The 21,102-nt window shown below is 43.5% G+C and carries 25 protein-coding genes and 2 pseudogenes; 2 read left to right on the top strand and 25 right to left on the bottom strand.

What is annotated here, in order from left to right:
- Positions 1-103: 103 nt before the first annotated feature.
- The 12 genes and pseudogenes from QFZ80_RS14375 to QFZ80_RS14320 all read right to left on the bottom strand — a co-directional run bounded on the left by QFZ80_RS14375 (position 104) and on the right by QFZ80_RS14320 (position 9,154).
- Positions 104-1,027 carry a hypothetical protein gene (locus QFZ80_RS14375; RefSeq protein WP_307559539.1) on the bottom strand — a complete coding sequence of 308 codons (924 nt, stop codon included), beginning with the start codon at positions 1,025-1,027 and terminating at the stop codon, positions 104-106.
- Positions 978-1,520: a hypothetical protein gene (locus QFZ80_RS14370; protein ID WP_307559537.1), complete on the bottom strand. Its 543-nt coding sequence runs from the start codon at positions 1,518-1,520 to the stop codon at positions 978-980. The genes QFZ80_RS14375 and QFZ80_RS14370 overlap by 50 nt, the downstream gene beginning before the upstream one ends.
- Positions 1,520-1,852 carry a hypothetical protein gene (locus tag QFZ80_RS14365; protein ID WP_307559535.1) on the bottom strand — a complete coding sequence of 111 codons (333 nt, stop codon included), beginning with the start codon at positions 1,850-1,852 and terminating at the stop codon, positions 1,520-1,522. Before QFZ80_RS14365 ends, QFZ80_RS14370 begins: the two co-directional genes overlap by 1 nt.
- Positions 1,853-2,069: 217 nt before the next feature.
- The gene (locus tag QFZ80_RS14360; protein WP_307559533.1) at positions 2,070-3,113 is read right to left on the bottom strand and encodes a metallophosphoesterase family protein; all 1,044 of its coding nucleotides are present in this window, start codon (positions 3,111-3,113) and stop codon (positions 2,070-2,072) included.
- Positions 3,114-3,352: 239 nt separating this feature from the next.
- Entirely contained in the window at positions 3,353-3,820 is a 468-nt protein-coding gene (locus QFZ80_RS14355) for a hypothetical protein (RefSeq protein WP_307546003.1), read from the bottom strand.
- Positions 3,821-4,114: 294 nt separating this feature from the next.
- The gene (locus tag QFZ80_RS14350; RefSeq protein ID WP_307559531.1) at positions 4,115-4,594 is read right to left on the bottom strand and encodes a hypothetical protein; all 480 of its coding nucleotides are present in this window, start codon (positions 4,592-4,594) and stop codon (positions 4,115-4,117) included.
- Positions 4,595-4,824: 230 nt separating this feature from the next.
- A pseudogene (locus tag QFZ80_RS14345) lies at positions 4,825-4,938 on the bottom strand (DMT family transporter); the annotation flags it as partial.
- A 686-nt stretch (positions 4,939-5,624) separates the two neighbouring features.
- Positions 5,625-5,993: a hypothetical protein gene (locus QFZ80_RS14340; RefSeq protein ID WP_307546005.1), complete on the bottom strand. Its 369-nt coding sequence runs from the start codon at positions 5,991-5,993 to the stop codon at positions 5,625-5,627.
- A gap of 20 nt (positions 5,994-6,013) precedes the next feature.
- Positions 6,014-6,934, bottom strand: coding sequence for a pyridoxamine 5'-phosphate oxidase family protein (locus tag QFZ80_RS14335; protein ID WP_307559529.1), 921 nt, complete (start codon positions 6,932-6,934; stop codon positions 6,014-6,016).
- A 141-nt stretch (positions 6,935-7,075) separates the two neighbouring features.
- Positions 7,076-7,687, bottom strand: coding sequence for a CGNR zinc finger domain-containing protein (locus QFZ80_RS14330; RefSeq protein ID WP_307546007.1), 612 nt, complete (start codon positions 7,685-7,687; stop codon positions 7,076-7,078).
- 103 nt (positions 7,688-7,790) lie between these two features.
- Complete coding sequence (locus QFZ80_RS14325) at positions 7,791-8,069, bottom strand: hypothetical protein (protein WP_307546008.1); 279 nt, start codon at positions 8,067-8,069, stop codon at positions 7,791-7,793.
- Positions 8,070-8,563: 494 nt separating this feature from the next.
- Positions 8,564-9,154, bottom strand: a complete 591-nt coding sequence (locus QFZ80_RS14320; protein WP_307546009.1) for a DNA polymerase ligase N-terminal domain-containing protein — start codon at positions 9,152-9,154, stop codon at positions 8,564-8,566.
- Between the two features lie 153 nt (positions 9,155-9,307).
- Here QFZ80_RS14320 and QFZ80_RS14315 point away from each other — a divergent pair, with 153 nt between their 5' ends.
- Positions 9,308-9,754: a hypothetical protein gene (locus tag QFZ80_RS14315; protein WP_307559527.1), complete on the top strand. Its 447-nt coding sequence runs from the start codon at positions 9,308-9,310 to the stop codon at positions 9,752-9,754.
- Positions 9,755-10,381: 627 nt separating this feature from the next.
- On the opposite strand, the gene QFZ80_RS14310 is transcribed toward QFZ80_RS14315, so the two are convergent.
- From QFZ80_RS14310 to QFZ80_RS14270, 9 genes and pseudogenes are all read right to left on the bottom strand, one after another.
- Positions 10,382-11,722 carry a glycosyl hydrolase family 28-related protein gene (locus tag QFZ80_RS14310; protein ID WP_307559525.1) on the bottom strand — a complete coding sequence of 447 codons (1,341 nt, stop codon included), beginning with the start codon at positions 11,720-11,722 and terminating at the stop codon, positions 10,382-10,384.
- 65 nt (positions 11,723-11,787) lie between these two features.
- Positions 11,788-12,546: a peptidoglycan recognition protein family protein gene (locus QFZ80_RS14305; protein WP_307559523.1), complete on the bottom strand. Its 759-nt coding sequence runs from the start codon at positions 12,544-12,546 to the stop codon at positions 11,788-11,790.
- A 699-nt stretch (positions 12,547-13,245) separates the two neighbouring features.
- Positions 13,246-14,190, bottom strand: a complete 945-nt coding sequence (locus tag QFZ80_RS14300) for a glycoside hydrolase family 43 protein (RefSeq protein WP_307564118.1) — start codon at positions 14,188-14,190, stop codon at positions 13,246-13,248.
- A 69-nt stretch (positions 14,191-14,259) separates the two neighbouring features.
- Positions 14,260-15,054, bottom strand: a pseudogene (locus QFZ80_RS14295) (glycoside hydrolase family 43 protein); the annotation flags it as partial.
- Between the two features lie 75 nt (positions 15,055-15,129).
- Positions 15,130-15,555: a carbohydrate ABC transporter permease gene (locus tag QFZ80_RS14290; RefSeq protein WP_307559521.1), complete on the bottom strand. Its 426-nt coding sequence runs from the start codon at positions 15,553-15,555 to the stop codon at positions 15,130-15,132.
- A 531-nt stretch (positions 15,556-16,086) separates the two neighbouring features.
- Complete coding sequence (locus QFZ80_RS14285) at positions 16,087-16,752, bottom strand: stalk domain-containing protein (RefSeq protein WP_307546014.1); 666 nt, start codon at positions 16,750-16,752, stop codon at positions 16,087-16,089.
- A gap of 86 nt (positions 16,753-16,838) precedes the next feature.
- On the bottom strand, positions 16,839-17,045 hold the full coding sequence (locus QFZ80_RS14280; RefSeq protein ID WP_307559519.1) for a hypothetical protein: 207 nt from the start codon (positions 17,043-17,045) through the stop codon (positions 16,839-16,841).
- Positions 17,046-17,440: 395 nt separating this feature from the next.
- Positions 17,441-17,800: a DUF6463 family protein gene (locus tag QFZ80_RS14275; protein WP_307559518.1), complete on the bottom strand. Its 360-nt coding sequence runs from the start codon at positions 17,798-17,800 to the stop codon at positions 17,441-17,443.
- A gap of 425 nt (positions 17,801-18,225) precedes the next feature.
- On the bottom strand, positions 18,226-18,660 hold the full coding sequence (locus QFZ80_RS14270; protein WP_307546017.1) for a DUF6463 family protein: 435 nt from the start codon (positions 18,658-18,660) through the stop codon (positions 18,226-18,228).
- Between QFZ80_RS14270 and QFZ80_RS14265 the strand changes: the two genes are divergently transcribed.
- A complete protein-coding gene (locus QFZ80_RS14265; RefSeq protein ID WP_307559515.1) occupies positions 18,659-18,874 on the top strand; it encodes a hypothetical protein in 216 nt (71 codons plus the stop codon). The genes QFZ80_RS14270 and QFZ80_RS14265 overlap by 2 nt on opposite strands.
- Here the strand turns inward: QFZ80_RS14265 and QFZ80_RS14260 are convergent.
- The 4 genes from QFZ80_RS14260 to QFZ80_RS14250 all read right to left on the bottom strand — a co-directional run bounded on the left by QFZ80_RS14260 (position 18,865) and on the right by QFZ80_RS14250 (position 21,005).
- The gene (locus tag QFZ80_RS14260; RefSeq protein WP_307559513.1) at positions 18,865-19,008 is read right to left on the bottom strand and encodes a hypothetical protein; all 144 of its coding nucleotides are present in this window, start codon (positions 19,006-19,008) and stop codon (positions 18,865-18,867) included. The two genes, QFZ80_RS14265 and QFZ80_RS14260, sit on opposite strands and share 10 nt — an antisense overlap.
- 47 nt (positions 19,009-19,055) lie before the next feature.
- Positions 19,056-19,157, bottom strand: a complete 102-nt coding sequence (locus tag QFZ80_RS38970) for a hypothetical protein (protein ID WP_373460400.1) — start codon at positions 19,155-19,157, stop codon at positions 19,056-19,058.
- A gap of 110 nt (positions 19,158-19,267) precedes the next feature.
- Positions 19,268-19,474, bottom strand: coding sequence for a hypothetical protein (locus QFZ80_RS14255; RefSeq protein WP_307559511.1), 207 nt, complete (start codon positions 19,472-19,474; stop codon positions 19,268-19,270).
- A 583-nt stretch (positions 19,475-20,057) separates the two neighbouring features.
- The gene (locus QFZ80_RS14250) at positions 20,058-21,005 is read right to left on the bottom strand and encodes a helix-turn-helix transcriptional regulator (RefSeq protein WP_307559508.1); all 948 of its coding nucleotides are present in this window, start codon (positions 21,003-21,005) and stop codon (positions 20,058-20,060) included.
- Positions 21,006-21,102 lie beyond the last annotated feature (97 nt).

Genomic DNA, 21,102 nt, shown 5'->3' with positions numbered 1-21,102 from the left:
TATACTTTCTTTCGTCCAAAAAGGAGTCTCCCGTGCGGCATGAGGTGTTGTCCCATTTGGGCTACAAGCGAAGTGGAGATGATGTCTGAAATGGGCTAACCGCTTAAGTTTGCGGATGATCCGTTGCCTGCTTACTTATAAATTTGTCCATATTCTCATTCTTGATGCCTTGCGCATCCAGAAGTTCCTTGAGTCGCTGTAAATGCATGTCGCCAAGTCCATACAGCAGGTACCCGTCACTCTGGGCTTTCTTGATATGCTGATACATCGAGAAATCACGGGCTTTTTCCGCTTTCATAATATCCGAGCCATCTTTATCGTAATCATCTTTGGCAACATGCCAGTTCTCTGCGAAGGCATCTTTATCTTTAGCCGGCGCAGCAGCTTGTTCCTGTTGAATTTTGCTGTATGCGTATTCGGATAAATCTCTGATAAAATCCGTAAACAGTTGGCTGCTGCCTGCCTGTTTCATCGCGGTAACGAGCGGTGTCTTATACATGCTTGCGCTACTTGCCGTTGCCGCCGTTTGTTTCCACATCTCTTCGTTGGCCATATAGGTCTGATAAAGAGCGGAGCCCTCTTGGGCACTTGACGCCAAACGGATCGCCATGGCTAAATAGGTAATTTCCGTCGGTGATCCTTGTACTTCGTAAAAAGGTTCGTTGACGGTAACGCCTTGCAAAGCCCTTACGATCTTAGGATAAAAGCTTTCGCTTCTGTGACTTTTACTTTCTGGGCCGACGCCAACACCGCCGAATTTATCGGTAACTTGAGCGTCTCGGTTCTGCATAGCCAGCTCCAGCTCCGGATTATCGCTTGCCTCAGGCGGATGCTCGGTGAACCCCTCATACATAAACTTATCCGTACCTACAGCCTTTACGACGTCAGCAATCGTTGTTTCCGTGTGGTCTTCGCCAATCACCGTCAGCTCGCTCGGAATCCGAATCCAGGTATTCGTTTTCTCGACATAGCCGACTTTATCGGTGGTGCCTGCGGCGTACTGGGTCATTTCCCTCTTTGCTGTCAAAATAGCGCGATTTCTCGTCACTCATCATCGAATCGACGTTTCGCTGCCCTTTGCCTTCACTTCCATGGCTGGATTTCGTCTTATTGCGGTACCCGGGGAGCAGTGTGCGTTTGATGTACACCTTGCGCTGAATACCAGGCACGGAAGATGAGCTCTCCGGCTTGCTGCTGAGCGTCTGCTGCGAGCTCTCCGACTGCGGTTGTATGGATTCTGCGGTCTCGCGTCTTTGAATGTCAGTGTTCGTACTCGCATCGCCAGTCCTCGGTGTGCTTTGATTGAACAATGCGCTGACCGAGCGGTTGCCGATGGTGCGTTGAAGGTGCATCAGATGAGCGGGGCTCAACGATTGAACACTCATTTTCTTCCTTTGAACAGCGCTTCCTGTCAGGAAGTCCTGTTCAGACGTCTTCTGTTGGTACGCTTCCTGCGGACTGGTAGTGACCGTCTGATTTTGTACGGCGTGAGTCTTTCCTGCGTGTTGTGTTTGCATCATTATGCCATTCCTGCTTTCGATCTAAAATGATACCTAAATTGTACCATCTCCCCTCGTGATAGAGAATAGGTTGCTAGGAAAAATGTCGATTGTTGTCGCCAAAAGAAGGCTGTCTCAGTAGCAGCTAAGCCACTTCTGAAACAGCCTTCCCCATTACCAACCGAAATCCAGCGTGTTCCTGTCTCCGCCAGCGTCTTGATGTTGCTCGGAAGCACCTCTTGGCTAAGATCACCGGCACCTGAAAGAATAGCTGCCGTACAGATTGGGCCAAGACTCTTGATAGATCTTTGAAGCTGATCACCCATAGGAATTTCACTGAGCAAGGTCCCCAACTCGAACTTCTCCCCCAGTTAGCACGATAGCCATTACACCAGCTTTTCGGATTAGATTCCCGTTCTCATCGTGGTCCAACACCGTACTTAATAGACCCGACTGGAAATTATAAGATTCTATTTATCATTGTTTTTGCTCTTCATCAATATAAGGTAACTGTAACTGAAAAAACTTAAACCCTACGATTTCTAGGCATAGGACTAAGCTTCCTTTGCGTCAGATTATAGGTACGGTGTATTTTGCTGATTCGATCCAGGTCTGATTGGAAAATTCTCGGCCACGAACAACTACTTCGTTGTTGTAGATCTGAACGTACATGCCTTGGGCTATATTCGGATTGTTAGCATTGCGTGTTTTGCCGACGGAGGCATTATTGAACCAGTGAAATGAGTTCTGTGTATTATAGTGATTTTCTGTCGCGAAGTTACGATGGGTGTGCCCGGACAGCACAAAAACATTCTTATAGGGCTTCAAGATTGCTCGAAACTCCTTCGCCCTGATCAACTGGTGCGTTCTCCCGTCCATATCCGGCGCCGGCAGCGGCTGATGTATAAAGACGAAGGCGGGCTTTCCGTCCTCATGGGCTTTCATAATATTCTCGAGCCAGGCTAGCTGCTCATCCGAATACCAAGCGCCCTCCCCTACCTCCGGTTTTTCCTCCACATATGTCTCCTGAGACATCATAATTAAATGAACATCATTGATCCAGACATCCTTATAAGGCTTATCCTTGTAGCCGAAAAACTTCATGAAGCGTTCACGGGCCATCGCATCAGTGTTCCCATTGGGCTTCGTTTCGGTGGACCATTCGCCCTTACTGTTGATCCAAATGCCGTAATAGTCGTGATTGCCCATATTTGCATAAAGTGGCGGCAGTTTGTAGTCGTTCAATATTTTTCGAAGCAGCTTGTAATCCTGTTCCCGACCAATGTCCGTGACATCCCCTCCGAAAACAATCGTATCTACCGGCAATTCGAAGCTACTGATATCTTTCAAAGCCGAATGTAGCTTATCGGTCATAGTAGAGACTCCGTTGGAAATATGTGCATCGCTGAGAAGGAAAAAGGATAGCAATAGCCGATTACTGCCGACCGTTTCCGGTTTTAAGGATCCTTGCGGGATTGCTTTCTGCGCCGAGGCTTCGGCTACCGCTCTGTTCGTCTCTCCGCCCTTTAGGGTTTGCATGATCAGAGCACCGCCACCGGTTAATGCGAACGCGGCTACAAGCAATCTTTTAACAAACTGTCTTCTAGAGATCATGAATCTATTTCCCCCCACTTTCTGTTATTACGTTTATTTAGTCATTCCAGAGGATCGATCATCAGTTTGTTAGAAATATTCATCTCGATCGATATCGAGAAAGCCGTACCTTCACCTATTCCAACTCCGAAAAAGCAAGTCTCGAGAGCATGACAGTCTGAATAACGCGGAACATATACGAATATTCCCTCTTCTCCCAGGGTAATCCTCCTAAAGCGAACCCATTTTTTCAGTTAAGGTTAACGACTAATCTCGGGCTTTAGTTCAAATGATTCTGTATTTCCATTCCAAGCTACCTGCACCTTAACCAAGGAATTTTGGGCTGCTATAGAGCCATTGCCTCCAGAATGACCTAGATAATAAATTCCAGCTTCCGACATATCACCTGGCAAAGTTCCATTTCCACTTCCTCCACCTTCAGTTTCATAAGCATACCTTAATTCTCCTGTTGGTTCTGGCTGCTTTCCAATATACTTTAAAACAAGTCTCGAAGTGTGTTCATCGACATTATTTTTACTCTTGTATACGTGATAAGTTGCTGCCCAATGATCGGTATGCCCTTTGTATTCGTAAACAAACTCTATATTTTTCGAATTAGATATATCTTCAATGTCATTTTTCTCAATACCCGAATAAATATTGCTATTCTCTTTACACCCGCTAAGTATAATCGCACATAACGAAATTATTCCGATAATACGCTTCATTTTCACCATTCCTCTTATTAAACAACGTATAAATGAGTCCATCAGTATTAAAACGTGTCGTCAGCAGAAAATATTTTCAATTTTATATCCATATTATAATATTTTGTTATTATAACAAGGGGATTTATTGAGCTATGTTGCCCGTTACTTTAATGAACAAAAAAAGGAGATGCCACGAGACAAGCTCCTTCACTATCGTTCCTCGTTAGCCATCCATGCCCCTCGCAGGGCACCACAGATGAATGAAAATTAGATTCTTGGTCGACTACTTTCAGGGTAGTTTAATACAATGCTTTATGAAACTTTGATTTTAAGAGGCTGTGATTCGATTTCAAATTCATAGTATTTATCAACATGTTTAATTCTGAATTTTGCCTTTGAAACGACATCATAGTTTCCTGCTTGTAATATGAATTCGTTATTTTTTGGATTAACATGCCCTTCTCCATCGTATTTATATGTCGCATCTGGCTTCAAAGACATCATTAATCCGATGTCATTAACGACTCGTAACTTTACATCTTGCAGAACAGGTTCACCATTATGATAAACAACATAAGTGAACATATCTGCACCATGTTCTACTTCCCATGAACTGTCGGAATTATTAACCAAAGTACCTTTTACAATAAAAAGTTCATCCGCTTGTAAATCTTTAGGAGCATCAACATTAATACTGAACATCTTAGCATTTGGTATCGTCTCTATATTACTTTGACATCCAACAAGTGTAATTATTATGACTAATAAACTTACTAAAACATAACGTTTCATAAACATAATAACCTCCTTCTCATGAATATATTAAACGAAATATTTTTAGAAAGTTGCTACATTCGCATTTTCTTTTTTCACTATCCTGCCCTTAATATACCAGTCCAATTGATTGACTGCAGGGATTGGTCAGAATGAGCGTATCGGCTCAAATCTTCGTCGATTTACCCAGTTCATAGAGACCACTTCCTCAGATATTTGTATTTAAAAGAAATATTCTCCAATTTAAACTGGATAATTGTTGCCGCTTGTCGGGTGCCAATATCCTGACTAATCCGGAAATTGGCTACTCCTTGCAGTGTAATACAGGCTCCGCCTAAAAAGGCAAATACAATCCCTCTCAAGTTTTCTCTCTCCTTCATTTGGACTTATCCATTATTAAATAATAATTCAGGTACTTGGGGAAGGACAGATGTCCTCAGCTAGTCAAAGATTGTGTTCTTCTTCTCAATGTGTTGATTTTGTCCGTCTGATTGTTAAATTCATAGTAAGAGCGCCTCACTGATGGTGTTGGGTTATAAATCCCCTGACAAGCCCATCATACTGAGGCGCTCCTTTTTTGATAAAATACTATTTCTTAGGCCCTATAGGAAACAGAAATCAAGGTCATTCAAATAAAATAATTCCCGTTAAAATTCCCGTAACTCCAATAATAAGGTGTTTCATAAAATTCCCCCCATCTAGTTACCGTTATCCTAATATTACCATATATCTATTAAACTAAGCTGCCCGCTAGTTGAGCGACTGGTCATTTAAGAAGAATTCCTGTGAATTTAACATGGCTTTATCTCATAAATAAAAAAAACCGCAATTTAAGCGGATTAACTTCCGTGAATCAAACGGAGTTTCATTATCTAGGGATATAATATCGGCATTCAATTCCCGAATAAAGTATCTCCACTCTTCTATGCACAGATGTTTTTGGGTGTCAGAATCTGATCGAAAGTTAGTGTCCGCGGCTCCGGGATCAAGCAGTATAAAAGCAGGCCACCGATGCGGCCTGCTATATGTCTTATACCCGATTCTGTGCTTAAAGAATAATGGGGAAAAATCCGTCTTTTATATATTGAACAAATGGAATATGTCCTCCGGTCTTTTCATTACCAATCAGTGAGACCCCTGCTTCTTGGATTTCCTCTTCAATTTCGTGGAATCCAGAACAAGCTTGGCATCCGCCTTTAATGATCCCCGACTTCATAACTTGCTTATATAACGCGTTAAAAGGATGATCCGCCTTACTGAGTTCATTTGGCCATTCAGTCCCAGCCCCGTCAAAAAGGATTTCTACTTCAAAGCCCTCATCATGCAGCTCTTGTCCATACAATAATCCATGAACCGCTTTGCCTACATCCTGTTGATTCGCTTGAACGATAATCACATACTTGTTTACTGTTGCCATCTTCAATTCCTCCTCAAATTTTAATTATTACGCTGCAACGTTGGATTTGCAGAGGAAAACTCGATAAAATCCCAACGGATTGGCGTGCCGTTTTCCGTATACAGAACCTCATCGATCTCAAATCGAACCAACCGTTCCGCCCCCGAGAAACGGGAAATTTCGTTCTCATCCCATATGATTTGGGATCGTCCGGTTAGCTGCAAGGAGTGGCCGGCATCAAAATCAATAAATAAAAGACCGGTGCTCGGATTGCTATAAATATTCCCGAGGGTATTAAACATAGAGTTGCCGAAATAATCTGGAAAAAGCAGCGTGTTTTCATCGACAACCTTTACAAATCCGGGAGCTCCTCCCCGGTGGGAAGCATCCGCGTTCCCTTCCGAGCTGATACTCCCAATAAAGAACGTGTCCGCATTGCGAATCCACTCTTGTTGTTCTGGACTTACATGATATCCTCGATGCGCGGACATCTGAGTTCTATGGAAACCGCCACTTGGCTGCAACGATCTTTTCTGTATGTACTTCGGGCAGTTTGCATACACTTGCTCCGTTGATACTGCCAATCGTCGATCCGCATCGAATTCTCCCTTTCCGTTAATCCTCATTCGAATCCTTCTGTTGAAATCAATCGCCAGCAAGCCGATCTCAGGGCTCGATAACAAATTCCCGACCAAGGGATCGCTCGTAACAGGGCTGGATGTTATGGTTAAAGCTGCCTCAGACTTTACGTCGATAAATCCCGGTTCGCCCGTTAGAAACGAACTCCATACTCTTCCATCCCGATCAACGGATGACGCTATGATGAGTGATTGCGTCCTTAGAAATGGCATCGCCCCTTTGAAAATAGTAGGCTTTATGTTCGTACCGTTATGTTGTGCAACGATATCCGCACCAGCTAGTTTTTGTACAGTCAATTCTCCTGTATGGTACACGCCGCTCATTTTTTCTCACCTCCTTTTAACCTTCATAAAGGTCATACGGGTATTATACATTAATTTATTTAACCTTCAAACATTATTTTTGGGTATTATTAAAAATAAAGCAAAAAAATGAGCCTTAGAAATAAATCTAAGACTCATACGTTATTGATTTCGACGCCTTTCCAAGAAAGCCGCCACCTTCATTCGGTTGCCGCACGTTTTTTGGCTGCACCATCGGCGGGTGTTGTTTTTGCTGTTGTCATAAAAGTGAAGCACACAATCCGGATTCTCGCACTTCTTTACGAGATGAAGATCGTAATGACTGAAAAAAACGATTGCCGCCTCTGCAATGGGGATGAGAAGATCGATCGGCTTATGGATCTTAACATGTCTTTCACTGGCAAATCGGTTATCCCTTCTAACCAGCCTAGTTGTAATGACCTGATCCGTAAGAAGGCTATTGATGTGCTCCATATCTTCCTCTGAAGCCTTGTCCTCTTCCTTACGTTTTTGAATCATCGCCAACAAACTGCTTCTGAGCGCTCTGGCAGCCGTCACGACCGGTTCTCCTTGTCCGCCACTCCCCCATCGTTGTTCATATTCCTCTGTTTCTTCTTTACTAAGAAGATCCGCTTTGGGTAACCAGGCCAGTACATCCGAAAAATTCTCCAGTAAATCTACAGGCTTTCCATCAACAACAATTTTCGTGTTTATAAAATCCAAGACCGGATGGTTACCAATAAAATAAAAAGCAGGGGCAATTTTTTTAGGCATGTTAAACTCCTTACTCCGCAACATCTTAAACAGCTTTTCGCTGCTCTTCTTCATAACAAAGGAAAAAGTACGACCTTATCCGAGGCTAATGCCTCGAGAATCATTATACACCGCGGAAGAGGAATAAAAATAGAGTTTTCACTTCTTCACCTAGGGTATTAATAATTAAGTTAAGGTATCTTTCCAATATATTTGCCTTCAATTCATCATACATATCAAATAATACCCAACCTGTAGCAACATCAAATAAGTAATCACCATACATAGTCATTAAGCCGAAATTGTTTAATCCAGTAATTTTACTTTCTTCATTAATAAGTAATGCGTTACGTTGGTTGCCTTCGATCCCAAGACCAATTCCTACCTTACGGCCCTTGCCCACTTTTGACCGGCTGCCTTCGTGTATTTATTTAGCTATCGTTCTGCGTTAGCTTAAGCTGCATTGTATGGTTCAAATCATAAAAACCACCCAAGTTTAACACGTTAATATCAAAAAAGGCAGCCAATCCCTTCTGGGCGGCTGCCTTCGATTATTTGTTGAAGTTGACTTTAATAAAATGAGAGGTTACTCATTTTTAGTCCTATAAGGATATTTTATTTTTATGCTTACTTCACTAATAAATGTTGACCCCAGTAGCAGGATAGCGCTGTATATTTGGAACACTGTCATACTAACACACGAACTTTAACTTGGTTACGCTATAAAATACCATATATCGATTCCCCGTTAACTTACCCGTTACTTGAATGAACAAATAAAGAAGTTGCCGCGAGACAAGCTTCCTCTCTATCGTATCCATTAGCTTTATCAACAGTGGTAGTAGTTTTCTGCAAACTCTCAAAAATTTCGATTTCTTTTCACTCCAAGTCCTTTTACTACATCAAAGGAGTAAAAAAGTACGACTCCCTTACTTCTTCAATCGTCAAACCTGACAGTACCGACTCGGGTTGTGTATTTAGCGGATCTCGACTCGCATCGGCTTCCTTGTCACGCATTTTGACGAAGAGCCACTGACTACCACCAGTTCTCGTCAGTGCGTAACCTCCTTTGAGTTTCTTTCCTTCAAGCCAGATCGCGATGTGCCCTTCCTGCTCAAGCTGATGCAGCAAAGAGGAATCACCAGGGTCTTTTAAGCTGTGAAACGTTCCTTTATCCCACACAATCACCGTTCCTCCCCCATACTCGCCAGCAGGAATAACTCCTTCAAAATCCGCATACGCCAAAGGATGATCTTCCGTTCGAATGGCCAGCCTTCTATCCCGTGGATTTGTGGAAGGGCCTTTCGGAATCGCCCACGATTTTAATACACCATTAAGAGCGATTCGGAAATCGTAATGAAGCGTGGTTGCGTCATGTTTTTGAATGACGAACGTTTCGTTGTCTGCTCCCAGTACCCGTCCCCTAGGCTCACTTGTTTTCCGGAAATCCCGTTTTTCGTTATATCCCTTCAGGAACGATTTACTCATAAATTCGCCCTCCATCCCGGTTTTTCATTAATTTAACCATTGACACGGTTTTCAATCACAGCTAATGAGACCATGTCACGGCGTTCACCCCTGAAACATCTGAATGTTCTTTATAGGTTGGGGTACGCTACTAATGGAGGTGTGAACAAGTAAATGAGAAAAATCATGATAATGCTCTTGTTGTTTCCTGTGGTTTTTGGAATTTCGACGGTGGAAATTTATGGTGAGTCATATGAAAAGCAAGGGGAATTGGAGCAGAAGGACACGATAAAGCCTTATAAACGCGGCGGAATTCGTTCGCCCAGAGGAAGCTATGATCCCGGAATCGGCACCCCCGGCCGTACTGCTCCGACGAGACCGGATAATGCGGCTCGCAATCCTACTCCTCCAAGAACGATACCCGCACCTCGAACCGGTTTCGGTGGATTTTTCGGCGGAATGTTTGGGGGATTGGCACTGGGGACAATCCTAGGATCGCTGTTCAATCCGTTCGCTGGTTTTTCGCTCGGTTTTCCATTGCTCTCACTGCTCAGCTTCGCGTTATGGATCATCTTTATTTTTGCCGTCTTTCGGATGTTTCGCAAGCGTAAAGGATATTAAATGGAATTCTGCGTTGTAAACCGATAAGATTAACCTAATCCTGATTTAAATCAATCTAAGAAACCGACATCTGTCCCACTCGGCTTTGATCATTCCATCGTCTCCTAAATTATTTAAAAATTTCATTATTCTATATGCGGGCGCTTCACCCTTTTTTTAAAATGAATGTCACCAGAGTTTTGAATAATGTTTGTTTTAATTTGGTCTTCAGCTAATTCAACCTCTAAGAATGAATATTAAATCCACTACCCCGTGGCTCCTTAATTGGTACATGGATATCACTTACTTCCCTCACGCAATGTCCGCATCTCCCCTTCCGCCTTAGATGATAGGCGCAAATAGCCAAGCCAAGCGCCAACCCCCAGATTGGCCATGTAAGCTCAGGAGCATAGGTAACTATATTCCCTTCTGGAAAAGCTCCTTTTATCAAAAGGCGGTTATACATCAGACCTGATATAAAGACAACAATGGATATGAACGTCGCGGGTATAATTGTCATCGTAGGCGGGACTTGCTTGCCGGAAATGAAGGGGAACCATCGAGGAAAGCCTTAACTACTTCTTCAGCCAAGTGTATTCCCCTTCCTTAGCAGAATGTCCTTATGAATCTGTCTGTAAATAAATCAATCTAGACTGTAGCACCCGTAGCATCGATCCACGCGGTGTTTGCCGCATTTCTCCAGATCGGTTTGCCTAGAGTTGAGTCTCCATAAAACTGCCACGGATACAGATTGGTCGTAGGACGTGCAGCGGTTGTTCCACTTAGGATCTGCATAGATGGAACCCATGTTAAACCCCAATCATAAGACACTTCAAACTTGCCAAGAATAGAGGCTCTTATCATCATGCCGCCCATAAGCATCTTATTAAATGAGCTGCTTCTGAAAAAGGCCGTGCCCATCGTGTTCTTAGACTGTTCGAGTAATCCAACACTGTCCGGATTCGTCACATCATTAAATGTAACCGTCCCGTTAACCATCGCTGTACCCGCTTCAAAAATGTTTAGTACACTGCCCTGTCCAGTGACGTCGATTGCTTTGGCCGCTTTCCATACCCCGGAAACCGCGTTGTTTAATAAAGTAATTCTTGATTGTAAACCATTGGTAGTTTTGATTATCCCTAATGGTTTCTCTGCGGCTGTTGCGCTTGCCGTAGACAGGAAGCTTGAATTGCTTATCGTTAAAATAGCTTGGCCGTATGCTCTAATTTGATGTATGTACTTCGATCCTTCGAAGTCGATTCCATTAAAGTCAATGTTCGCTACGTTCCCGACAGCACCCGTCAAGTAATCCTTCCCTAAAACAATAACTCCTATAGCGTCATTGTCCGCTCCCTGATTGTCTCCACCCGTTAATTGTCCGTGGTTAAAGTGGAATCCTCCTGCATCTGGAGCGACCCATACTGATCCGTCTTTCCCTCGGAACCAACAGTTAAGGAATGATAGGTCACTTCCACTTTGTAGACCTGTTCTGAGGTTAAGTGGGAGTCCTCCAAGATTAGATCGGCAATTAACGAACATGGAGCCGTAGCATTTATTTACTAAATCGAATGAGATCGGCATCCTTTGAACAGTTACGTTTTTCACTTCAAACTGTCGCATACCATCGAGCTTAAGGGCTGCCGTTGTTCCTGTAATCCAACTTGTGGTACCTTCAAAATCAATCTCGCGAATATATCCAGAAGGGTTAATACCGCTCCCTGATGCTCCCGGCCCTATCGTCAAACAATCATACGTATAGGCGTCCGGCTTTATCTTCGTGAGATTCCCACCTGCACCATAGATCATGACGTTATTGCTTATGACGTTAATACCAGCTGTTGTTCGATAAGTCCCGGCTGGAATAAATATAGGTACATTCTTCAGAACACCATCATTAAATGCGGCTTGCAGCGATATTGTATCATCGGCAATACCATCACCAACTGCAGAATAAGGTGGGTATTTGGCATTGATAATTTCACAGTGCATGATTTTTCAAGTACATTATGTTGCACCTCTCTTTCATAAAATTTCACGTCTTTACTGTTCCTTTTCTATACTTGAACACCGTTTTGCCTTGCGTAAACGATCATATTCAACCAAGCGAGCTCAGTTTGAGTTAACTTTCGAGAATAGGCTTTTTCTACCCAAGAGTATTCCGAAATTATCCCCTTGTTGTAGAGTCCATCCAGCGCATCTCCAAGCATCTGCCATTGCCAGTCATGTTCGAGAATCATAGTGTCCTCCTCCATCACACATGCGTTATATTCATTAATAACATCTTCTACAAATTCATTAAATGTCTTACCGATTAATTTAAAAGCATCCATAGGGTCTGTCTTATGTGCAGGATCAAGTATATAATGACCCGTAATCGCGGTTGCTGAGTTAAGACCGAATTTCCAACAACTATAAGCCATCACCCACACATACCGCTTGTACGCTTCCGATAGATCTACATTACCACCGTAACAGAGTTCTATCCCTCCTGCAGCATCGTTCGAATCTGCTCCATACCTTTGATTATCGGTCGTAACATCGTAGACCACATGCCATGCTTTCTCAGGTGGAGCTGTCAGAAAAGGAATACACTCAATGATCTGCTTGTCATCCACAAAGATATGCGCTGATGCTTCCATTTCATTGCGACTATTCTCATAGTATGAGACATTACTAGCTGCTGTTGATCCAGGGTTTCCGGTGTCGTGACTGACCACAAAACGGCATTGATCCAGCAACAAGCGAGGTCTTCTCTTGCTAGGTCCTGTTAGATATCGCGGGATAATTTCGTATTTCATTTTAAAGTCACTCATGCTTATTCACCTCACGTTTTAATTTACCTTATTCATCAACGGACTTGCCTGATACCATTAGTTGCCCTAGGTCATTTGCAGCATTTCCTTTATTCTTTAACGCCTAGATGACTTGTTTCAATTGAGTTGGTGAGCCATCACAACTACCACAGCCATGAGAAACTTCTTGAAAATACCTAGGAACATCGCTCCTAATACTCCTGTTGAGGTTGTTACCACTGCTTGTTGTGTGGTTGATATACCTAGTAGATAGATTAATGTTTTTTGAACATTTGAGTACACTCATCTCCTTGATATAAAAATAGCCCCAATCGGCTCGGAGGCAATTAATAAAATAAGCTAGAAAAATGGATGAAAATATATTTTACATCCATTAACAACATAAAAGGACCTTCTGAGGGCTCTCTCAAGACGGTCCTCTTTACGTTCGAATTGCTATCTTCTACAATGTGTCAAGAAATTAATAATTTCGATATTTGTTCAAGGAGGCTTAAAGACGTTTTAAAATCATCCTTACCGTTGGAAGCTGATTGCTCTTTTAATAGCAAGTGCGCGATATTTCCTCTCTGATATCCTATATTGCTACCGAATTCATAAGTACCAACAACTACGGGCACCTGCTTAAACAAAACAATAAACCGGCACCTCAATCGGGTCCCGGTCTTCATGATCACACTTATGACAATTCCACCTCGGTACTCATTTAGGTATACCGAAGTTCGGAGTTCCATCCTCATTCCAATTCAATACTTGCGCGTGTGTATGACGGTTGGGATCATACAGCGGATCTCCTACTATTTGCTTGTAGCTTCTGGAATGGTACACCAGAATATCGGTCGATCCGTCCTCCGACAAGGTGAAGCAGTTTTGGCCCGGGCCGTATTGTCCGGTTTCTTCGCTCGTCTGGAAAACCGGCTCCGGCGATTTGGTCCATGAATGCGGGTCCAACAAATCACTAGTGTCCAAAGCTGTCATCAGCCCCATGCAATAATTGCTGTCCGTGGCGCTTGCCGAGTAGCTGATAAATATTTTGCCGTTCTTCTTGAGTACCGCAGCCCCTTCATTCACCCGGAAGCCTATGGTTTCCCACGCATATTCCGGTTTCGTAAGCAGGACCTGCTGGTCTCGAATCGTCCATGGATCGGACATCTCGGCGATATACAGATTGGAATTCCCTTGCGTGTCAGGGCCCTGCTGCGCCCAAACCAAATACCTTACTCCACGATGCTCGAAGGTTGTAGCATCCAATGAGAAGGACTCCCAATGGGTCCGAAGCTGCCCTTTTTCCACCCATGTCGGTTCCAGCGGATTGGCCGCATCATTTTCAAGGACGTACATGCGGTGCTGCCATACTTCCTTCTCGTTCTCATCCGTGCTTCCGGCGGCAAAATAGATGTACCATTTGCCGTCGATATAGTGAATTTCAGGCGCCCAGATATGCGCGCTCATTATGCCCTTCACGTGTTTTCGCCAAATGACCGTCGGTTCGGCGGCCCCAAGCTCCTGAATCGTTCTTGCCCTTCTAAGCTCGATACAGTCGAACTCGGGAACGGAAGCGGTGAAATAATAGTAACCGTCCGTGTGCTTGTAAATCCAAGGGTCCGCCCTCTGCAGGGCAATCGGATTGCGGAATTGCCGCTGAATGCTTAGCCTGCCGTTCTCCTCAGTAATTGGCAAAAATAGCGGCCTCTCATTCGGAGTCTTATTCGGTCTATGAATGGCTAGCATTAATTCCCCCTCGAACGTGGTAAACAACATGCCGTGACCGCCGTCTTGCCCGAATAACGTCTCGCAGTCCTGCACCCAAGGCCCCTTAATGTCACCGCTTGCCGAACGGGCGATGCCGATCGCATAACCGTTCACTCCGTGGCTTGACCACAGCATCAGAAGATCCCCGTTTGCCGCTCGATGCAAGAAGGGCCCATCGGTTACGTAATTCTTTTGATTCCTCCCGCTCCCAACAGCCCACGGCGCATCGGAAGCATGAAATAGAAGCACCGGCTCTCCGGAAGCGGTTTTCAAGTCTTTGCTTAATGCAATAGCACACATCTCGCCGTCCTGTACCTGCAGCCATTCATGGCAAAATATCATCCAAGGATGGCCAGCCTCGTCGACATACAGCGTCCCATCCAAGCATTCCCAATCCTCAGGTGTAACAGGTCCGTCTGAATGAAGCCTGAAGGGCCCACCCGGATAATCGGATACAAGAATTTGCGTACCCCTGCACTTGCCGTTCGCCTTAAAGCTAGCAAACATAAAATACATGCCATCATAAAGGTACACTTCAGGCGCCCAGTAATGCCGATCCGCCCAGAAGCCTTCTTCCGGCCGAAAAGCGGGGAATGGTCCTTCCCAGTGGTCAAGGTCGTTGCTCACATACACATCAAAGCCAGTCGCTTTTCCTTCCCATACATTTTTATCCGTCGTTCCGTAGAGATAATATTTCTTTTCATCTTTGTCAGCCAGTACGAACGGATCACGGATTTGAATTTGTTCTTTGGTCAGCATAGCACTCCTTATCTCCAAGAGACAGTATATCGTTTCATAATTAATACCACAGAGTCATGGGAGAATCCTTTATTTCTAACCCTTAACTCCACTCGAAGCAATTCCTTCTATAAAATACTTTTGAGCGAATGTGAACAGGATGATGGGTAACAGCACGACAATGGAAGCCCCCGCCATTTGGAGCGAATAATTAGCTCCCGCAACCGATGTGAAATATTGAAGTCCCACGGTTACCAATTGTAGCTTCTGGCTCGAGATAAATATAAATGGACCCGCAAAATCATTCCAAATGTAAACGAAAGAGAAAATGACCATTGTCATTAAAGCCGGAACCGCAAGCGGGAGAATAATTCGATAATAAACACGATAATGTGAGCAGCCATCAATAATTGCCGCTTCTGTGATCTCTTTAGGAACCCCCATAAAAAATTGTCTCAAGAGAAATAAAAAGAACACATCGAACACAGCTGGAATAATAAGCGCCCAATGGGTGTTTAACATGTGCAAGTACTTATATTATAAGTATCTTGCAACAATTGTGGTATCAGAGGGTATAGCTAATGTAGATAGGGACAGGAAGAGCAGCACGCTTTTTCCTTTGAAATTTAAACGAACAAACGCATAGGCTGCCATTGTGACAACAATCCCGCGCAATAAAATAGAAAGTACTACCACTTTAAAAGGCAGTTAAAGACCATAGGTTATTTGCCATTTAGCTTCGTAATCAGAATATGTAAGTGCTCATTCAGGCAACTTCATTTTGATGTAAACTACCCCCAACCCCTTCAATACAAATAAAATAACCACCCTTCGAAGGTGGCTAATCTTTATACATTCGTTCAACTGCTCTCAGCTTATCTTCCTCAGTAGGTAAGTTATTCAGCTATTCTGACCGTTACTTGAATGAACAAAAAGAGGAGCTGCCGCGAGATAAGCTCCTTCACTATCGTTCACGGTTTACGTAAACAAAACTTGATGTTTATATAACTCCAATGTTAATCTTCTTTTTACACTTATTCATTCTTTCATTCATTACTTATAATATGAGGTTGATAGTGGTATAAAAACACCAGTTTCTTTTGTATCCTTATCAGTCGCATAGTGCACAGTAACTTCATCTAGTCCTGCGATAGTAGCTTCTATCACTTTCAAACCATCATCAACCGTTACAGTATCTTGTTTTAATAATCTTGAGTTACTATCTACAATTTTAATATCGACATCAGTTCCAATAGCAGCAACTTGCAAATAAAGGGTTTGGAACTTTTTCTTAGGTTTTAATGTGAAGTTAGAATCTGATGTGCCTATCTCTCTGATAACTTCGACATAATCTTTGTTTTTGTATTGTGTTAATTTAGGATCTTTAACAGCTTGATAAAAGACTTGATCGGCGTTAATAGGAGTGCCTTCAACTTTTTCACCAAATAATACGCTGCTAGTTGCAGCATCATAATCAACAGCCACATTCAAGGAGTTTGCTATGGCTCTGGCTGGCAAGTATGTGTTTCCGTTAAAGGTAATAGGAGTAACTACACTTCCATCTGCATCTAACAATTGTATCTGTTTCCCATTTACTTTTACTTTTAGGTCATTGTTTAAATATGCTTGGATTTCCTCCAAGTTCGCACCTGCGTAAACACCTGCGCTAGTACTGAGTAGAAGTGACGCTCCTATAAGAGTAATAATCGATTTTTTCAAGATGATTTCAATCCTCCTTAATTTTTCAATATAATGAAAACACTATTTGATAATACCACAATTTACCATATGCATGAACATTAAATTTAAAAATCCTTGTTAGGAAAAGTAGGCAAGATCACATTTTGCTCAAAAGGGGGAAGAGTTAGTGTATCCCAGTGATTTAGTTCTTCTTTTATGTCCTCGATTGTAAGTTCTTCTATTAATTTTGTTTGGATTTTTATTAAATCTCCATCCATTAAATCAAAAACAGTTTCTCTTAATAAAAACTCTAGTTTCTCTTTTGTAGTCATAATTTCTCCGCAATCTTATACGCTTCTTTTAAATATATTTCCTCGTCTCTACCAAGTTCCTTCTTCCGCTAAACTGCCCGTTAACTGAGAAGACTGCCCGATCTATTGTTTTCGGATGCCTTCTAAAATGGTATTTGTTAGTTCAGTTAAACTCTCGTTACTTTCAAACAAAAGAGGAGCTCCGAAAAGCAAGCCCCTCAACTATCGTTCCCCGGTAGTTGAATCGTTAAAATGCATCATAAACACCCATAAACTTACTCCAGAACGCTTGGATTCGGTCCTTTTATATTGAAATTTAGCGGTAACCAGAAGTTCAATAGAAATTTGGTTTTTCCCTTTTTCACATTAAAAGTCGCGTAAATCGCAGCTTTTTTGATTATTTGCTGGATGACTACCTATTGCTTTGCTCGTAAAATTATGTAAGCTTGTGGGAAGAATAACCAGCCACCAGTTGTAGGCATCAATATAACTAAGATCACTGCATATCCAAGTAAATACCATCCAACCATTTTCGGCACAGGACTGTTGTATTTTTTAATATAGAAATGAAGAACGTGTCCCAATACAATCCAAAAGAACCCTGACGATATAAGCCAAAAAAAAGACATCCGATCATCATGTGAGAAAAGAGTGTTCCATACTCCGCTATCGATAATGTCAAGAAAAATATCCCAACGAAGGATGAATCCAATTAAATTGTGCAGGATGCCAGTAGCAATCAGAAAAATGTCTGAGTATTTCCACAAAGATTTCATACATCTCACCTCATCAAATATATTTGATAAAAACAAACATGACCTACGGGATAGTACTTCGATGAAAGTCGTGCTAAACTCAAGGTATCCGCCTCCGTGCGTTGGTGTTTGGTCGTACTTTCATCAAAACCACGGTTTATGGCGGATTTTTCTATTTAATTGTGAAGAAACGGAGTCAAAATGATTATTCCGAACATACTTGATGTTAAGACCACCGGGTCCAACTTTTTTTTAAAACGCCCTAACTATCCTAAATTCAGATCGCAACTAAGGATGAGATTCAATCTTTAATGATGGAATATTTTCCTCTAAACACTCCCTTAGGCGCCTTTTTGGTGGGCTGGGTTATCCTAATGTTTACCCTCGCTTAAAACAAGCTGCGGCAAAGGAGCTAGAAGTTCCTACTGTCAGGCAAGGACTTCCTCTCAATGCTCTTCATTTTGCTTCTGCCGATTTGTATAGATGATAATCAAAATGGCTGCAAGCAGATTTGGCCAGAAGCCGCCTACCGGCGCCATAATGCAAGTGATCAGAGCGAACACCAGCAAAAGCCATCCGAGAAAACTCGGAAGTGCCTGACGTTTCGCTGCGTTCCAGACGATGAGACAACCAAGAATCGAAAGCGGAATAGCAAAGCTGCCGGGTTGTGTCCAAAAAGTGAGCTGTAGGGGTATATATTCATTTATCCAAGGAGGGACTATCGTATTCCAGAAACCGGACCTAGCAATCGTTGTCCATCGCTCGGGGGTTGTATTAAAGTCTCCTATGATCCCAAGGAGCAGGTGTAATGTTCCAATTACAATGAGAATGTAACCCGCGATCTTTGCAAGAAGATGTGAGGTGATTACTTTTGAATTCATGGCTTTCACTCCATTCTTTAATTTGAGCGGTGGAAGCCTGCTGGCACTCCTTGACCGAGGAGTTTCTTACATGCTGCTTCGCCTGCCGCTGCTCCAATTGCCCAAACAGCCTCTCCACCCTGTCAAAATGCTCCAGCAGCCGTTCCTCTACGAACTTTGCGCCTACACCGCACGGCTCATGAGCGACCGCGGCAACACAACCTTTCACTTGTAAGCCCCTACGTGCACCGTCAACTCATTACCGGTTTGCGTCAAATCCAAATCCGCCTTGGCGGCGAAAGAAATGGCCAGCTCGGGAATGACCGCTTCCCCTTCCTCCCGAATCGTCTCTGTGCGGCCCCGGTACATCAGCGCTGAAGGTTACGAACCGCCGAACACAATATGCCGGATCCGGTTCAAGTAGCCGACAACGTCCGCCAAACTGTGTGCCGCATTGTGCTGATAACGAGCGTGCGCAGCCCCTGCCCCGCCAGCTTAAACGCCATCGTTGCTGCGATGCTCGTCTTGACGACTCCGCCTTTGCCTCGTGTAAATGATGATCCGTATGTCGAACCGCCACTTTAGTACGATTTCGTAGTATTAGGATAAAAAATCCGACATGAACCGATCACTCCTCGATGGTGATTTTCCTAGACGACGCTTTCTTCTCTTGCGGTTTCAACGATCCATTATCTTGGAACGCACGCGCGACCTTGAGTATTAGAACCGTGAATTGTTCCAGCTCTTGTGTAGTAAGTACTTCCTCTACCCGACTTAACATCGCCTGCATGATCCCCCGCCACTCATTCGCGAGTTGCCGCCCTTCCTGCGTCAAGTTGACGAGTTTCACCCGCTGGTACAGCGGGGAAGTGGTGCGGGCGATATACCCTTTGCGTTCAAACCGCTTGGCGATGCTCGTCATCGAGCTGAGCGGAGCCCCATTTCGGCGGCCAGCCCCAACATCGGCATATCGCCTCGAAACAGCAGGATCAGCAGCGTAAACTAATCCGAACGCGTTAAAGGCTCCTTTAAGTCGGAAGTGAAGGGATTTAATTCCACTTTAGTACGAAATCGTAGTAATGTCAAATCTGAAAAATAAAGTTGTAAACAAAAGAGGAAGTGCCATTTAAGCTCTTAGCTAGTATAGTTCAAGTAAAACAAGGGTTCGTGGAGAGTAATATATCAAACAATCATTGGGAGACATCCGACGCAACGGTGCTGACTTGCCATGGGACGGTAGTGCATTTCGATGAGCAAAAACCATTCTTTTTCATTTAGTGCACCGAATCGCGGATGAGGCTTGGTATTCTGCATAGATGCCTTTTCAAGCTTCGGTATGATTTCTTTCATTCGATCGATCACGGTATTCAATTTGACGCCTGATGTGATTATATTAAAACGCTACTGACAACAGCATGTCAGTAACGTTTTAACATTTTTTCAGCTTCATCGCGAACCCGATTCCGGAAGGATTCCGGCTCCAGCACAACGACATCCGCTCCCCAACCGAGCACCCAATGCAGTAAGTCCTCGGGCTGACGAACGCGAAAGTTAACAAGTAATCCATCCGGATGATCCTCTGCTGTTTCCATGTAATAGTTGTTCGATTCCTTCACTTTATCCGCAATGTCACGATTAACCAGAATGCATACACATATGTTGCGGTCATCCTGGGGCTTGTAATCATACAAATTAAAATCGGACGGTACATTAAATCGGTACTCCAAAATGTTAAGTTCAGCCATCCTAGACAACCGGAAATGGCGAATTTCTTGCCGTAGATCACAATGGGCTATAAGCATCCATGTTCCTTGAACAAGCACAAGTCCATAAGGTGCGGCAACACGAACACTATGACGATTCCCATCGACTTCGGGCACACTCTTCGAATAACGGAATCTTACCTTCCGCTCCTCCAATATTGCGCGACGGATCGTTTCGATATACTCTTTCTCTTGTCTGTAAGTTTCGTCTTTACCAGAAGTCAGCAGCCGCATGGTCTTACGTACCCGACATGCCTCTCTGCGAACATTCTCTGGCAGGATGACTTCGATTTTCCCACGGGAAGTTTGGGCCTTGATGCCATAGTTGGCGTCAAATTTTTGTTCAATAAAATCCATCCCTATGAGTAAAGTCACAGCTTCTTCCACTGTGAAACTGATCGGCGGCAGGAAATACCCCTCCATTAAGGAATATCCCCGGCCGGTAGACCCTACCAATGGCACTCCCGCTTCGCTAAGAGCCTGCATATCTCGGTAGATGGTCCTCAGACTTATCTCGAATTTAGCTGCCAAATCCTCAGCTCGCAAAACCTCTTTACGTTGCAACTCAAGCACGATGGCTAACAAACGGTCTGTTTTGTTCATACTACTGCAACCCCCTCATGAAATCGTATCTTCTGTTACCATTCTAAACCAAAAAGGCAAGATTCAGCTCAGGTACGTGTTCTGGAGTATATTGCAG

The sequence above is a fragment of the Paenibacillus sp. V4I7 genome (genome assembly GCF_030817275.1).
Lineage (GTDB): Bacteria > Bacillota > Bacilli > Paenibacillales > NBRC-103111 > Paenibacillus_E.
This window is presented reverse-complemented; position numbering and strand designations above follow the sequence as displayed.